Source organism: Pantoea sp. MT58, from assembly GCF_014495885.1.
In the GTDB taxonomy this organism is placed as follows: Bacteria; Pseudomonadota; Gammaproteobacteria; order Enterobacterales; family Enterobacteriaceae; genus Pantoea; species Pantoea eucalypti.
Map to the genome: position 1 here is coordinate 3,596,937 of NZ_CP061083.1, position 14,274 is coordinate 3,611,210.

Annotated in this window: 16 protein-coding genes; 5 read left to right on the top strand and 11 right to left on the bottom strand. The window is 55.0% G+C overall.

The features are described from left to right. Positions 1–8: 8 nt before the first annotated feature. Positions 9–437, bottom strand: a complete 429-nt coding sequence (locus IAI47_RS16945; protein ID WP_033743101.1) for a YhbP family protein — start codon at positions 435–437, stop codon at positions 9–11. Positions 438–512: 75 nt separating this feature from the next. Here IAI47_RS16945 and IAI47_RS16950 point away from each other — a divergent pair, with 75 nt between their 5' ends. Further along, positions 513–806, top strand: coding sequence for a GIY-YIG nuclease family protein (locus tag IAI47_RS16950; RefSeq protein WP_033743118.1), 294 nt, complete (start codon positions 513–515; stop codon positions 804–806). On the opposite strand, the gene IAI47_RS16955 is transcribed toward IAI47_RS16950, so the two are convergent. Both IAI47_RS16955 and IAI47_RS16960 read right to left on the bottom strand, forming a co-directional pair. Continuing rightward, the gene (locus tag IAI47_RS16955) at positions 790–1,296 is read right to left on the bottom strand and encodes a GNAT family N-acetyltransferase (protein ID WP_008925429.1); all 507 of its coding nucleotides are present in this window, start codon (positions 1,294–1,296) and stop codon (positions 790–792) included. The genes IAI47_RS16950 and IAI47_RS16955 overlap by 17 nt on opposite strands. Continuing rightward, the gene (locus IAI47_RS16960; RefSeq protein WP_003851052.1) at positions 1,290–1,814 is read right to left on the bottom strand and encodes an SCP2 domain-containing protein; all 525 of its coding nucleotides are present in this window, start codon (positions 1,812–1,814) and stop codon (positions 1,290–1,292) included. Before IAI47_RS16960 ends, IAI47_RS16955 begins: the two co-directional genes overlap by 7 nt. A 204-nt stretch (positions 1,815–2,018) precedes the next feature. On the opposite strand from IAI47_RS16960, the gene IAI47_RS16965 reads away from it, so the two are divergent. The 3 genes from IAI47_RS16965 to IAI47_RS16975 all read left to right on the top strand — a co-directional run bounded on the left by IAI47_RS16965 (position 2,019) and on the right by IAI47_RS16975 (position 5,033). Then, positions 2,019–3,014, top strand: a complete 996-nt coding sequence (locus IAI47_RS16965) for a peptidase U32 family protein (protein ID WP_008925428.1) — start codon at positions 2,019–2,021, stop codon at positions 3,012–3,014. Between the two features lie 9 nt (positions 3,015–3,023). After that, positions 3,024–3,902, top strand: coding sequence for a U32 family peptidase (locus tag IAI47_RS16970; RefSeq protein WP_008925427.1), 879 nt, complete (start codon positions 3,024–3,026; stop codon positions 3,900–3,902). 120 nt (positions 3,903–4,022) lie between these two features. Continuing rightward, positions 4,023–5,033, top strand: coding sequence for a luciferase-like monooxygenase (locus IAI47_RS16975; protein WP_008925426.1), 1,011 nt, complete (start codon positions 4,023–4,025; stop codon positions 5,031–5,033). On the opposite strand, the gene IAI47_RS16980 is transcribed toward IAI47_RS16975, so the two are convergent. Then, positions 5,034–5,954: an AraC family transcriptional regulator gene (locus tag IAI47_RS16980; protein WP_003851054.1), complete on the bottom strand. Its 921-nt coding sequence runs from the start codon at positions 5,952–5,954 to the stop codon at positions 5,034–5,036. A gap of 176 nt (positions 5,955–6,130) precedes the next feature. Between IAI47_RS16980 and IAI47_RS16985 the strand changes: the two genes are divergently transcribed. Continuing rightward, positions 6,131–6,877: an SDR family NAD(P)-dependent oxidoreductase gene (locus tag IAI47_RS16985; RefSeq protein ID WP_008925425.1), complete on the top strand. Its 747-nt coding sequence runs from the start codon at positions 6,131–6,133 to the stop codon at positions 6,875–6,877. A 55-nt stretch (positions 6,878–6,932) separates the two neighbouring features. Here the strand turns inward: IAI47_RS16985 and IAI47_RS16990 are convergent, their stop codons facing one another. The 7 genes from IAI47_RS16990 to rbfA all read right to left on the bottom strand — a co-directional run bounded on the left by IAI47_RS16990 (position 6,933) and on the right by rbfA (position 14,252). Continuing rightward, entirely contained in the window at positions 6,933–8,861 is a 1,929-nt protein-coding gene (locus tag IAI47_RS16990; RefSeq protein ID WP_003851058.1) for a DEAD/DEAH family ATP-dependent RNA helicase, read from the bottom strand. A 16-nt stretch (positions 8,862–8,877) separates the two neighbouring features. After that, entirely contained in the window at positions 8,878–8,934 is a 57-nt protein-coding gene (gene yrbN / locus IAI47_RS22205; RefSeq protein WP_098053093.1) for a protein YrbN, read from the bottom strand. Between the two features lie 105 nt (positions 8,935–9,039). Next, positions 9,040–9,924 carry a lipoprotein NlpI gene (gene nlpI, locus IAI47_RS17000; protein ID WP_003851059.1) on the bottom strand — a complete coding sequence of 295 codons (885 nt, stop codon included), beginning with the start codon at positions 9,922–9,924 and terminating at the stop codon, positions 9,040–9,042. A 129-nt stretch (positions 9,925–10,053) separates the two neighbouring features. After that, positions 10,054–12,189 (bottom strand): polyribonucleotide nucleotidyltransferase, encoded by a 2,136-nt coding sequence (gene pnp, locus IAI47_RS17005; protein WP_003851060.1) that lies wholly within the window; start codon positions 12,187–12,189, stop codon positions 10,054–10,056. 310 nt (positions 12,190–12,499) lie between these two features. Next, on the bottom strand, positions 12,500–12,769 hold the full coding sequence (gene rpsO, locus IAI47_RS17010) for a 30S ribosomal protein S15 (protein WP_003851063.1): 270 nt from the start codon (positions 12,767–12,769) through the stop codon (positions 12,500–12,502). 131 nt (positions 12,770–12,900) lie between these two features. After that, positions 12,901–13,845, bottom strand: a complete 945-nt coding sequence (gene truB, locus IAI47_RS17015) for a tRNA pseudouridine(55) synthase TruB (protein ID WP_008925424.1) — start codon at positions 13,843–13,845, stop codon at positions 12,901–12,903. Further along, complete coding sequence (rbfA, locus tag IAI47_RS17020) at positions 13,845–14,252, bottom strand: 30S ribosome-binding factor RbfA (RefSeq protein WP_033731320.1); 408 nt, start codon at positions 14,250–14,252, stop codon at positions 13,845–13,847. Before rbfA ends, truB begins: the two co-directional genes overlap by 1 nt. Positions 14,253–14,274: the final 22 nt, after the last annotated feature.

Here is a 14,274-nt window from a genome sequence, read left to right on the forward strand (position 1 = left end):
GGGCGTTTCTATTTTTCCCGCACCCAGGCAATTTTCTTGCCGAATCCCAGCGCATTATCCGTCATTTTCACCTCATCCAGCTCAATCTCCCACAGCGGTGCCGACACTTTGCGTGAGACCGGAAAACGTTTCTGGTAAGCGGCTCTGGCAATCTGCTCTGTGGCCTCCTCCAGCCTTTTAATCCAGCCACGATACTGCACCCCTTTTATCAGCAACACACTTCTGGGCTGACCATTAACGGTGCCCGCCACCTGCGGATTCTGCACCATCAACTCGCCATGGCGGGTATCGGGTTCGGTCATGATCCAGAAGACCATGCGCGTCTCATCAAAGACGTAATAGCAGTTAGCGCACCACAGCTGATCGTCGGCGGTACAGCAGAGTGAAAGCACATGCTGCTTTCTGAGGTAGCGAACCAGATGGGCGTGATCGGACAAGATAAACTCCTGGCGGTGCACCAGAGCGTGAAGCGCGCTACACTGCCCGGCACCTTTTTTTGGGAAATGATTGCGATGAGTCAGCAGTGGCAACTCTACATCGTCCGCACGGCGAAAGGGATTCTGTACACCGGCATCACCACGGATGTGGTGCGCCGGGTCGCTCAGCACCAGAGCGGGCGTGGCGCACGTGCGCTACGCGGCAAAGGTCCGCTGGACCTGGTGTTTCACTGTGCAGCGGGCGATCGTGCCAGCGCCTCCAGACTGGAGTATCAGGTTAAGCAACTGCCCCGCCAACAGAAATTACTGCTGGTGGCGGCTCAGCCGATCAGTCTGGAGAGCTGGCTGAGTATTACGGCTGGCGATTAAAGGGTTCGGCGTAGTCGATCTGCCCTTCCGCGCCGTCATAAGCATTCTCCGCCAGACGGTAGACCTGGAATGCGGCCTCTGTTCCCGGCCAGCGACTGCGCAGACCGTAACGTGCCGCCGGTTCAAAACCAAAACGGTTGAACAGCGCCGGATCGCCCAGCACGACGACCGCGCTGTAGCCAAATTCATTGAGCGTATCCAGCCCCTCATAAATCAGCTTGCTGGCCAGACCCTGGCCGCGTAGCGTCTCATCGACGGCCAGCGGTGCCAGAGCCACCCAGCCGCGATCTTCACCCTGAACGCTGACCGGACTGAATGCGGCATAACCCAGCACCTGTCCTTCCTCATCAGTGGCGACCACGCCGAGCGTCAGCAGACCATCTTCACGCAGCGCCTGAGTCAGTTCCGCTTCTGCCGGGGTGCTGAAGCAGCGTTTGAGCAATGCGTCGATGCCCGCGGCATCAACACCAATTTCGCTACGGATCAACATGCGGCACCCGCGCGCGCCCGTGCGGCCTTCGCGTCCTGTTTCATACCGGCATCGATAAATTTCGCCATCTGTTCAATTGCCGTGCGTAACGCGGTGGGCATAGCCTCAGGTTCAATAGCATCCATTACGTTCTTCACCTCAAGTCCCAGTTCAGTGTCACCTTCAATCACCAGCCGGCGTTGAAAGAACAGCATATCGGGATCTGCTTTACGTGCTGCCACCAGCAACAGATCATTGGCATTGCCCCGAAACCAGACATCCGCTTCGGACTGTTGCAATACCGCCAGTCGGCCGTCCTGCAGCGTGGTGATCCAGTGCAGATTGAGATCGGCAATCTCGATACCCAGCAGGCGACCGTTCAGAAAGTCTAACTCACCTTCAGCCAAAGCATGGCGAAATTGCCAGTTTAAGAGTTGTTGCAGAATCAACTGTTTGACCGGAAATGGGGTGAGTGCTGCGGGTAACCCTAAGATTTTAGGGCCGTTTTTTACAAAATGGGCATGTATCCGCTCTAACACTTTCGTCACTCCCTTTAGAAAATTTTACGTATATTGCCATATCCTTTTCTGCGCGCCTCCTCTGAGATCAATAAAAACGGCTGCGGTGGCAAGGAAAAAAGTGCCGCCAGTACGGATGAACTGGAATTTTTCTGCCCCAAATCAACACTCTTGCCGGATCAGATGCCTAGACTCGACGCCCATCGCATGTTGAGAGGAACATCTATGGAACTGCTCTGTCCGGCAGGAAATTTACCCGCCGTCCGCACCGCCACAGAGAATGGGGCTGATGCAGTCTATGTGGGACTGAAAGATGACACCAATGCCCGTCACTTTGCGGGCCTGAATTTCACCGATAAAAAGCTGGCTGAAGCGGCGCGCTATCTGCATCAGCATCGGCGCAAACTGCATGTGGCAATTAACACGTTTGCCCATCCGGATGGTATGGGGCGCTGGCAGCGGGCAATCGATGTAGCGGCGCAAAACGGCGCCGATGCGCTGATCCTGGCCGATATCGCCACGCTGGAATATGCCGCGAAGCACTATCCGCAGGTTGAACGTCATCTCTCTGTCCAGGCTTCCGCGACCAATCTGGAGGCAATTCGCTTTTACCATCGCCACTTCAATCTGCAACGTGTCGTGCTGCCGCGCGTGCTGTCGATTCATCAGGTTAAACAGCTGGCGCGCAGCACGCCGGTGCCGCTGGAGGTGTTCGCCTTTGGCAGCCTGTGCATTATGGCCGAAGGCCGCTGCTACCTCTCCTCCTGGCTGACTGGCGAATCACCTAACAGCGCGGGCGCCTGTTCCCCGGCGAAATTTGTGCGCTGGCAGCAGACGCCAAAGGGCATGGAGTCACGTCTCAATGAAGTGCTGATTGATCGCTACGCGCCGGACGAAAGTGCAGGTTACCCGACGCTATGTAAAGGGCGTTATGAGGTTAACAATCAGCGTTATCACGTGCTGGAAGAACCCACCAGCCTCAACACCCTGGAACTGCTGCCGGAACTGCTGCGGGCAGGCATCGCCTCAGTGAAAATCGAAGGCCGTCAGCGCAGTCCCGCCTATGTTGCTGACGTGGCGCGCGTCTGGCGTCAGGCCATCGATCGCTGCAAAGCGCAGCCGGAACAGTTTGACGTCGCGCCGCAGTGGATGCAGACGCTGGGCGATCTCTCCGAGGGCACGCAAACCACGCTGGGTGCTTATCACCGTGAATGGCAATAAGGAGTCATGATGCAATATGCCCTTGGGCCGGTGCTCTGGTACTGGCCAACCGATACGCTGGAAGATTTCTATCAACAGGCTGTCCGCAGTCGCGCAGATATTATCTATCTCGGCGAAGCGGTGTGCAGTAAACGCCGCGCCACGCCCTATGCGCGCTGGATGGATCTGGCCCGCGAAGTCGCGGCCAGCGGCAAACAGGTGGTGCTGAGCACGCTGGCATTGCTGCAGTCACCCTCTGAGCTGAAAGAGCTGCAGCGTTACGTTGAGAACGGCGAGTTTCTGATTGAAGCTAATGATATCGGCGCGGTCAATATGGCCGCTGAACGTCACCTGCCTTTTGTCGCGGGCCCGACGCTGAATGTCTATAACGCTGACACGCTACAACTGCTGGTCAAAGAGGGCATGACGCGCTGGTGTATGCCGGTGGAGATGTCCCGTGACTGGCTGCTACAGCTGCTGGAGCAGTGCGAGAGACGAGGTATCCGGCAGCAATTTGAGGTGGAGGTGCTGGGCTACGGTCATCTGCCGCTGGCGCTCTCGGCGCGCTGCTTCACCGCCCGCTCGGAAAACCGCGCGAAAGATGACTGCGAAACCTGCTGCATCAACTATCCAGCAGGCCGTCGCGTTAACTCTCAGGAGGGACAGCAGGTGTTCGTCCTCAATGGCATTCAGACCATGAGCGGCTACTGCTATAACCTGGGTAACGATCTGGCCGGTATGCGCGATCGGGTTGATTGTGTCCGGCTCTCGCCGCAGGGTGTCACGACGCTGGCGGAGATCGACCGTTTCCGCGCCAATGAAAACGGCCAGGCACCGTTAATGGTCGCGAAAGGCAGCGATTGTAACGGTTACTGGCGCAAACTGGCGGGTATGACGCTGGTCTCCTGAGTAAAAGCACATACCGGCTATATTCCTGCACAGGTTAGCAGTTTTAATAGAAGGAATGATGCGTAATACTTAATGGTGCAGGCCTTCACTTAATGCCTGCGCCATTCAACGGGAGTAGTCATGTCTGATAAAAAACCTCTTCGCCTGTCCGTACTGGATCTTGCGCCGATTCCACAGGGCGCGACCGCAAGGGATGCGTTCCATAATTCACTGGCGCTGGCGCGTCAGGCGGAAAAACTGGGTTTCGAACGCTACTGGCTGGCTGAACATCACAACATGACAGGGATTGCCAGCGCCGCGACGTCAGTGCTGATTGGCTATCTGGCGGCGAATACCGAGACCCTGAGGCTGGGATCGGGCGGGATCATGCTGCCTAACCATGCGCCGCTGGTCATCGGCGAGCAGTTTGGCACGCTAGCTTCCCTTTATCCTGGGCGTATTGATCTCGGCTTAGGTCGTGCGCCAGGTTCTGACCAGCGCACCATGATGGCGCTGCGCCGTCATCAGGCCAACATGCACATCGACACCTTTCCCGAAGATGTCGCTGAACTGATTAACTGGTTCGATGCTGACGCGGATGCGCAGCTGCCAGTGCAACCGGTGCCCGGTCTGGGTCTGAAAATTCCGGTCTGGCTGCTCGGCTCCAGTCTTTACAGCGCACAGCTGTCAGCAAAAATGGGCCTGCCGTTTGCGTTTGCCTCCCACTTTGCGCCTGACCAGCTGTTCCAGGCCCTGCACGTCTATCGCGAGAACTTCAAGCCATCGGCGCGTCTCGACAAACCTTATGCCATGGTCTGCATTAATGTGGTTGCCGCTGATAATGAGCGGGATGCACGTTTCCTGTTTACCTCAATGCAGCAGCAGTTTATTAACCTGCGCCGCGGCAAACCGGGCCCGCTACCGGCACCGGTTGAAAACATGGATAACCTCTGGTCACCGTCAGAACAATATGGTGTTCAGCAGGCACTCAGCATGTCACTGGTCGGCGATATTGATAAAGTGCGTCATGGGCTGGCCTCACTGATGCGTGAAACCCAGGCGGATGAGATTATGGTCAACGGCCAGATTTTTAACCGCGATGCGCGCCTCAAATCCTTTGCCATTGCGATGGAAGCGGCAAACAGCCTCTAATCAGTTTTGCGGTGGGCGGCGGGTCTCCGTGCTCACCGCCAGTTCACGGCTGTCCCTCGCCGGTGATTGCCCATACAGGCGGCGATACTCCCGGCTGAACTGTGACGCGCTCTGATACCCCACCCGATAACCTGCCGTACCGGCATCCAGCTTTTCAACCAACATTAAACGCCGTGCCTCATTCAGCCGAAGCTGTTTCTGGTATTGCATCGGCGTCATGGCAGTGACGGCTTTGAAGTGATGATGCAGTGAAGAGATACTCATGCCGACATTACTGGCAAGCTGATCGATTTTCAGCGGCTGATGAAAATTCTCCCGCAGCCAGCGTGCAGCCTGTGCCACCCGACTGCCCGGCCGCTCAGCCAGCGCCATGTTTAAAATCCGCGAGCCTTCTGGCCCGGTCAGCAACCGGTAGAAAATCTCCTGCTCAATGAGCGGAGCCAGAGCATCAATATCTTCGGGATGGTCAAGCAGGCGTACCAGTCGAATGACCGCATCCACCAGCAAAGGTGAGACTTTGTGTACGGTGACGCCGCGTTCATCAGGTGCGATCGCCAGCGGCAGCGCGGGAGGAAACTTTTCAAGATAGCGCCTCAGCCGGGATTCGTTGATGGCAATACCAATCCCCAGATTCGGCTTTTCCGGCGTGGCGACAGTCACGCAGGCGCGTACCGGCATATCGAGAGTCACCAGCAGCAGATCACCCGGCCCATAGTGCAGCACCTCATCACCCATATGCAGCGCTTTACTGCCCTGCGCCACCAGCGCAAAACTGGCCCATTGAGCAAAGTGCATGGGCTCAGTGGGCGCTGAAACCCGGCCAAAAAACAAGCAATCGATGGCACTGGAATGCCGGCCATCCTCCGGCGCATGACGGGCAATTAACTGTGCCAGCGCCTGCCACTTATCACTCTCTGTCACTCTGTTCTTCCCCCTCCTGCTCGCTGTGCTGATATTACCTGACCTCCGGCCAAATACCTGTTGCGATAAGGCACTTTTGCAGGATTGTGCAAAAAGCTTGCAGGATTGCGCTACCCGCTTCTCAGCACCAGCGCGCATAGTCTTTCGACGCAATCATTACGGCGGAGAATGACATAATGAAAGCACTGCAGAACAAAATCGCACTGGTGACCGGCGCCTCGAAAGGCATAGGTGCGGCGATTGCTATCGCCTTTGCCGCAGCGGGCGCACGCGTCGTGGTCAATTATCGTCAGGATGAAGTCGGGGCCGCTGACGTAGTCAGCGATATCATCACCCTGGGCAGTGAAGCCGTGGCAGTTCAGGCAGATATCTCTCGCCTGCGGGATGTGGAACGGCTGTTCGCCACCACCGCAGACTGTTTCGGCGCACCTGACATTGTGGTGAACAATGCAGGCAGCTTTCATCACGGCGAGTTTGAGGCGCTGACACAGGAGGAGATGCAGCAGCAAATTAACGTTAACCTGCTCGGCACGCTGATGGTCTGTCAGCAGGCGATTCGCCACTTCCCCGCGCACGGCGGCAGCATTATTAACCTCAGCGCCCTTAACAGTAAAAACAGCACGCCGGGCTCCGTACTCTGGGCAGCCACCAAAGGTGCGGTGGATACCCTGACTCAGGGACTGGCGCGCGAGCTGGGTGCCAGGAACATACGGGTTAACGCCCTGGCGCCTGGCATGATCCTGACTGAGGGATTACTGGCAGCGAAGAGGATGAGTCCGCAGCTCAAAGCGCAGCTGCTGGCGGCTACGCCGTTGGGGCGTTTTGGTCTGCCAGAGGATGTCGCGCAGGTGGCGCTTTTTCTGGCCTCTGAGGAGTCCGCCTATGTCAGCGGAGAGCGCGTCATGATTAGCGGCGGTGCCTGACGGGCATAAAAAAAGGGAAGCCAGTGGCTTCCCTTTTTACTACGACGCTAAGTCGTTATGCATCACGACGACGTGGAGCGGCAGCTGCGCCTTCTTCACGACGTGGACCACGGCTACCTTCACGGTTAAATGTACGTCCACCGCCTTCACGACCACCTTCACGGCGTTCAGAAGAGAAGCGACGACCACCTTCACGGTTAGCTGCGCCCGGACCGCCAGCACCTGGACCACGACGCTCACCGCCAGCTGGACGACGATCACCACGGCCTTCGTTTGGCTGTGCATCACCCAGCAGCTGCATATTCATCGGTTTGTTCAGAATACGCGTACGGGTGAAGTGCTGCAGCACATCGCCTGGCATGCCTTTCGGCAGCTCGATAGTTGAGTGGGTGCCAAACAGCTTGATGTTACCGATATAGCGGCTGCTGATGTCGCCTTCGTTAGCGATAGCGCCAACAATGTGACGAACTTCAACACCATCATCGCGGCCTACTTCAATGCGGTACAGCTGCATTTCACCAACGTCACGACGTTCGCGACGTGGACGGTCGCCATCACGGCTTTCGCGGTTTTCACGCGGAGCACGATCGCCACGCGCTTCACGGCTGTCACGACGGCCATCACGCTCGTCACGATCGCGGTATTCGCGACGTGCAGGACGTGGTGCTTCTGGTGGCAGAATCAGAGGACGTTCGCCCTGTGCCATCTTCAGCAGTGCAGCTGCCAGTGTTTCCAGATCCATTTCATCTTCAGGCTGCATTTTAGCCAGCAGAGCACGGTACTGATCCAGATCGCTGCTTTCCAGCTGCTGCTGTACTTTCGCGGCAAATTTAGCCAGACGACGCTCACCCAGCAGTTCTGCGTTAGGCAGTTCAACTTCAGGAATGGTCAGCTTCATTGTACGTTCGATGTTACGCAGCAGACGACGCTCGCGGTTCTCAACAAACAGCAGCGCACGGCCAGCACGACCGGCACGACCGGTACGGCCGATACGGTGAACGTAAGACTCTGAATCCATCGGGATGTCGTAGTTCACAACCAGGCTGATGCGCTCTACGTCCAGGCCACGGGCCGCAACGTCGGTTGCAATCAGGATGTCGAGACGACCATCTTTCAGGCGTTCCAGCGTCTGCTCACGCAGTGCCTGGTTCATGTCACCGTTCAGCGCGGCGCTGTTATAGCCACTACGCTCCAGCGCTTCTGCCACTTCAAGGGTCGCGTTTTTAGTACGCACGAAGATAATAGCAGCATCAAAGTCTTCAGCTTCCAGGAAGCGAACCAGTGCATCGGTCTTACGACCATAAGCAGTCCAGTAGCTCTGGCTGATATCAGGACGCGTGGTCAGGCTTGACTGAATACGCACTTCCTGTGGATCTTTCATGAAGCGTTTAGTGATACGACGAATCGCTTCCGGCATAGTTGCAGAGAACAGCGCAGTCTGATGATCCGCTGGAATCTGTGCCATGATGGTTTCAACGTCTTCGATGAAGCCCATACGCAGCATTTCATCAGCTTCATCCAGCACCAGACCACGCAGGTTAGACAGGTCTAACGTACCGCGTTTCAGGTGGTCAAGCAGACGACCAGGCGTACCTACAACAACCTGTGGACCCTGACGCAGTGCGCGCAGCTGCACGTCATAACGCTGGCCGCCGTAAAGGGCGACGACGTTCAGGCCACGCATGTGTTTAGAGAATTCGGTAACTGCTTCAGCAACCTGTACCGCCAGTTCGCGGGTAGGTGCCAGCACCAGGATCTGTGGCGCTTTAACAGTAGGATCAATGTTGTGTAACAGCGGCAGAGAGAAAGCCGCAGTTTTACCACTCCCGGTCTGCGCCATGCCTAACACGTCACGGCCCGCCAGCAGGTGAGGAATACACTCAGCCTGGATTGGGGATGGCTTTACGTAGCCCATGCCATTCAGTGATTCAAGGATGTCGGCGTTCAGGCCAAGGTCAGCAAAAGTGGTTTGAATATCAGTCATGTAGTACACGTGCCTCTTAGATTGCGGCGGCCAGTCTACATAACTCGTCGTGAAAACTTTCAGTCATTTTCATCAAAAAGTGTGAACCGGCTCAAATTAAAAGTTTTGACGAACAGAAAAGCCTTCATCCTTTAAGATGATGACTTAACAGGTTTTACAGGCAAATTAAGTTCGTCAGCTATTGCTGGTCAGATTCTGATAAATCGTCTTGTGCCTGGCCGAGTTGCGCCAGTTCCAACAATGCGTATCGGTGTTCAACAAAGTTATTGACGTTGTTGGCCACCGCCAGTTTGAACAACGCTTTCGCGTCGTCCTTCTCCCCCAGACTTAGGTAGTACTTACCTAAATAGAAGTTGGTTTCACTGAGATGTTCAGCGAGCGAGGTGTTATCCGTTGCGTCCGCCTTGAGACTTTCCATCAACGTTTTCTCGTTGATATCTCCAAGGTAGAACTCGACAATATTCCATCCCCATTGATCTTTCGCCGCTTTGTCGTAACGCTGTTGAAGCGCCACTTTTGCCTTGTCAGCATCCATCTCACGTTCAACGAGATAGAGCCACAGACTGCGGAAAGGATCGTTAGGATCGTCTTGATAAAACGCCAGCAGATCATCTTGCGCTAACTTGTATCGACCGCCGTAATAGAGGGCGATACCACGGTTTAAATGCGCATAGTTGTAAGTTGGATCAAGCTCAAGTACAGAATCAAACGCGTCATAGGCGGCATCAAAGTTGCCCGCCTGCGTTAAATATATGCCTAAGTAGTTAAACACTTCGGGCATATCTGGTCTTATAGACAGCGCTTGCGAAAAATCGTTCCGCGCTAATGCCCGCAGACCTAAACTATCATACAACACTCCGCGCTCATATAACAGCTGTGCGCGTTCATCATCGGTGAGAGCGCGACTGGCAAGAATTTGTTCCATGCGCGCCAGTATCACTTCCTGCTGCAGTGTGGGCTGTAAAGGCACTGCAAGAACTTCGTTCTTACGCCAATTGGAGTTGCTGCATCCTGCCAGCGTCAAAGCTGTCGCAACAAAACACCAGCGCAGAAAAGGCTTCATTTCCCACTCCCGAATACAAACATTGGGATAACCATCCTGTCATCCGCCTGCTGTGCACAAGGATTCCCGCCCTCGCGATGATACAAACGCCCCTCTCTGCCAGGCAAAGAGGGGCAAACCAGCAACGTCTTATTCCGCGTCAGGTGTAATCACCGCTGCAGCTTCTTCAGTCTGCGGCTTAGATTCTGTCGCTTCTTTGATGCTCAGACGTACGCGGCCCTGGCGATCAACTTCCATCACCTTAACCGGCACTTCCTGACCCATCTGCAGATAATCAGTCACTTTCTCAACGCGCTTATCAGCGATTTGTGAAATGTGAACCAGACCTTCTTTACCACCACCGATAGCGACGAAGGCACCGAAGTCAACGATGCGGGTCACTTTACCACTGTAAACGCGGCCCACTTCGATTTCTGCAGTGATCTCTTCGATACGACGAATCGCTTCTTTCGCTTTCAGACCATCGGTCGCAGCAATTTTAACGGTGCCGTCATCTTCAATTTCAATCGTTGTGCCGGTCTCTTCGGTCAGTGCACGAATCACTGAGCCGCCTTTACCAATCACATCTTTGATCTTGTCAGAGCTGATTTTGATGGTGTAGATGCGTGGAGCAAATTCAGAAATCTCGGTACGCGGTGTGCTGATAGCCTGTTCCATAACGCCGAGGATGTGCAGACGCGCACCCTTAGCCTGGTTCAGCGCTTCCTGCATGATTTCACGCGTGATGCCTTCGATTTTGATGTCCATCTGCAGCGCGGTGATACCTTCACGGCTACCGGCTACTTTGAAGTCCATGTCGCCCAGGTGATCTTCATCGCCCAGGATGTCAGACAGAACCACAAACTTCTCATCTTCTTTCACCAGACCCATTGCGATACCCGCAACGGCGGCTTTGATTGGCACACCTGCATCCATCAGCGCCAGTGAAGCACCACAGACAGAGGCCATTGAAGAAGAACCGTTAGATTCGGTGATTTCAGACACTACACGCACGGTGTAAGGGAAATCTTCCGCTTTTGGCATAACGGCTAACACGCCACGTTTCGCCAGACGACCGTGACCAATTTCACGACGCTTAGGCGAACCTACCATGCCGGTTTCGCCGACAGAGTACGGAGGGAAGTTGTAATGGAACAGGAAGCTGTCGGTACGTTCGCCCATCAGCTCATCCAGGTTCTGCGCATCGCGGGTTGTACCCAGCGTGGCCGTAACCAGCGCCTGCGTCTCACCACGGGTGAACAGTGATGAACCATGGGTACGTGGCAATACGCCAGTACGCACGTCCAGACCGCGGATCATATCTTTTTCACGGCCATCGATACGTGGCTCGCCATTCAGGATACGGGTACGAACGACGGTTTTTTCGAGGCTATGCACGATATCGCCGATTTCTGAACCATCCAGCGTTTCATCTTCAGCCAGCAGAGCAGCAATGGTTTCGTCTTTAATGACGCCAACCTGCGTGTAACGCTCCTGCTTGTCAGTGATGCGGTAAGCATCGCTGATGCGCGCTTCTGCCAGGGCAGCAACACGAGAAATCAGTGCGGTGTTAGCCGCTTCTGGCTGCCAGTCCCAGCGTGGTTTGCCAGCTTCTGCAACCAGGGCATTGATGTTTTCGATAACAATCTGCTGCTGATCGTGGCCAAAGACCACAGCGCCCAGCATCTGCTCTTCTGACAGGATCTCAGCTTCAGATTCAACCATCAGAACGGCATTCTGCGTACCCGCAACAACCAGATCCAGACGAGACTGTTTCAGCTCATCTGCAGTTGGGTTCAGAACATATTGATCGTTGATATACCCTACGCGCGCTGCACCGATTGGGCCATTGAACGGCAGACCTGACAGCGCCAGCGCGGCAGAAGCACCCATCATCGCAACGATGTCCGGGTGAACCTGTGGGTTAACAGAAACCACGGTTGCAATAACCTGGACTTCATTAACAAAGCCTTCCGGGAACAGTGGACGAATCGGGCGGTCAATCAGACGCGAAATCAGCGTTTCGCCTTCGCTTGGACGGCCTTCACGACGGAAGAAGCTGCCTGGGATACGACCAGCAGCGTAAGTACGCTCCTGATAGTTTACGGTCAGTGGAAAGAAGTCCTGACCTGGTTTAGATTTTTTCTGACCTACAACAGTGACGAACACTGCAGTATCGTCCATGCTCACCATTACAGCGGCTGTCGCCTGGCGAGCCATCATGCCGGTTTCCAGCGTGACGGTATGTTGACCATATTGGAATTTGCGTACGATCGGATTCAGCAAAGTCAAAGTCCTTAACTTCGGGGCATGGCTATCTGTAGCCCGCCATTGATTACCAATCTTCAGCTGCATCCTCGCGACTAATGACAACCCTCGACCGCCTCTGCGGTAAAGCCTCTCATTAGCCGCGCGAAATTCTGCAAACTAAAGATCACACTAAGCAACAATACATCAGTTTGGACCGGATTGCTGCCGATTGCTCGAAAAAAGGGGCCATAAAGGCCCCCTCTTCACGAAACTCGCACAAATCTGATCGTAAGCTGCACACAGTGCAAAAAACCACATAATGCCCCGACGATCAGATTTTTCAGACTTAGCGACGCAGACCGAGACTTTCGATCAGGCTGCTGTAGCGTGCAACGTCTTTACGCTTCAGGTAGTCCAGCAGCTTACGACGCTGAGATACCATGCGCAGCAGACCGCGGCGGCTGTGGTGGTCTTTTTTGTGCTCAGAGAAGTGACCCTGCAGATGGGTAATCTGCGCGGTCAACAGGGCAACCTGAACTTCGGTTGAACCGCTGTCGTTAGCACCACGGCCATATTTAGCAACGATCTCTGCTTTAGCTTCTACGCTTAGAGACATAATAAACTCCGGTAATAAATGAATGTATGGGTGCCGATCTCTAATTCAGCATCCCGCTTTAAAGCCGCACTATTCTACTCTGCGCCTGATAGCAACGCAAACGCCCCATCAGCGAAAAGTGGCCGCACGACTTAATCCTGATACTCAACCACTAAACGACGCGGCGCAAGACGCCCATCAGCGGCAATTTCTGCCATGCCGATAAACTTACGCGCTTCGCCTTCTGATACCCTGACCAGTCCCTGTGCAGGCGCATTACTCGCCTGTACTGGCTGTCCCAGGCGGAACAAATCTGCCACGGCAGTCGGGATATTCACTTCAGGGAAATCAGAGGCCGGGCTGTCCATTGGCAGCAGCAGCGGATCAAGCTGCGATTCCAGTGAGATGCCAGCGTCAGTGGCTTCCGCCAGCAGGGTATTGAGCTGCTCCAGCGTCACCATCCTTTCATAGGGATAACGGGCAACCTGCACACGACGCAGCATGGTGACATGCGCACCGCATCCCAGCTTTTCACCCAGATCATCAATGATGGTGCGGATATAGGTGCCTTTGGAGCAGTGAATTTCCAGCTCCAGCTCATTATCCTGCCAGCGAATAAACTGCAGCTCATAGACCGTGATCGGACGCGGTTCACGCTCGATCACAATGCCCTGACGCGCATACTCATACAGCGGACGTCCCTGATGCTTCAGTGCCGAAAACATTGAGGGCACCTGCAGCGTTTCGCCGCGGAAGCTCTCCAGGGCGCTATCGAGTTCGGCCTGACTGAAGCTGACCGGACGCGTCTGCACGATGTTGCCATCGGCGTCTGACGTGTCAGTCCGCTCGCCCAGTCGGGCTATCACACGGTAGCGTTTGTCGGAATCCAGCAGATATTGAGAAAACTTGGTTGCTTCACCCAGGCAAATTGGCAACATGCCAGTGGCCAGGGGATCAAGCGCGCCGGTGTGTCCTGCGCGATTAGCGTTGAAGATACGCTTTACTTTCTGCAGGACATCATTCGACGAGACGCCTTGTGGCTTATCCAGCAACAACACGCCATGGACGTCGCGACCGCGACGACGCGGACGACTCATTACGCCTCCTCGTCATCGCCAGTGGCGTCAGGACCACGACGTTCAGCATCATTCTTCACAACGCTGGTGACGAGATTGGACATACGCATCCCTTCAACTAACGAGTTATCGTAGAAGAAGGTCAGCTCAGGCACGATGCGCAGACGCATCGCTTTACCCAGCAGAATGCGAATATAACCTGACGCTTCTTTCAGCGCTTTCAGGCCATGTTTAATGGCATCTTCATCTTTGTCGTTGAGGAAAGTGACGAACACTTTTGCGTAGGCAAGATCGCGTGACACTTCAACGCCAGACACCGTGACCATCATGCCGAGACGTGGATCTTTAATCTCACGCTGCAGGATCATCGCAATCTCTTTTTGCAGCTCTTGTGAAACGCGCTGCGGGCGACCAAATTCTTTCGCCATCATTATTTCTCCCAAATAATTC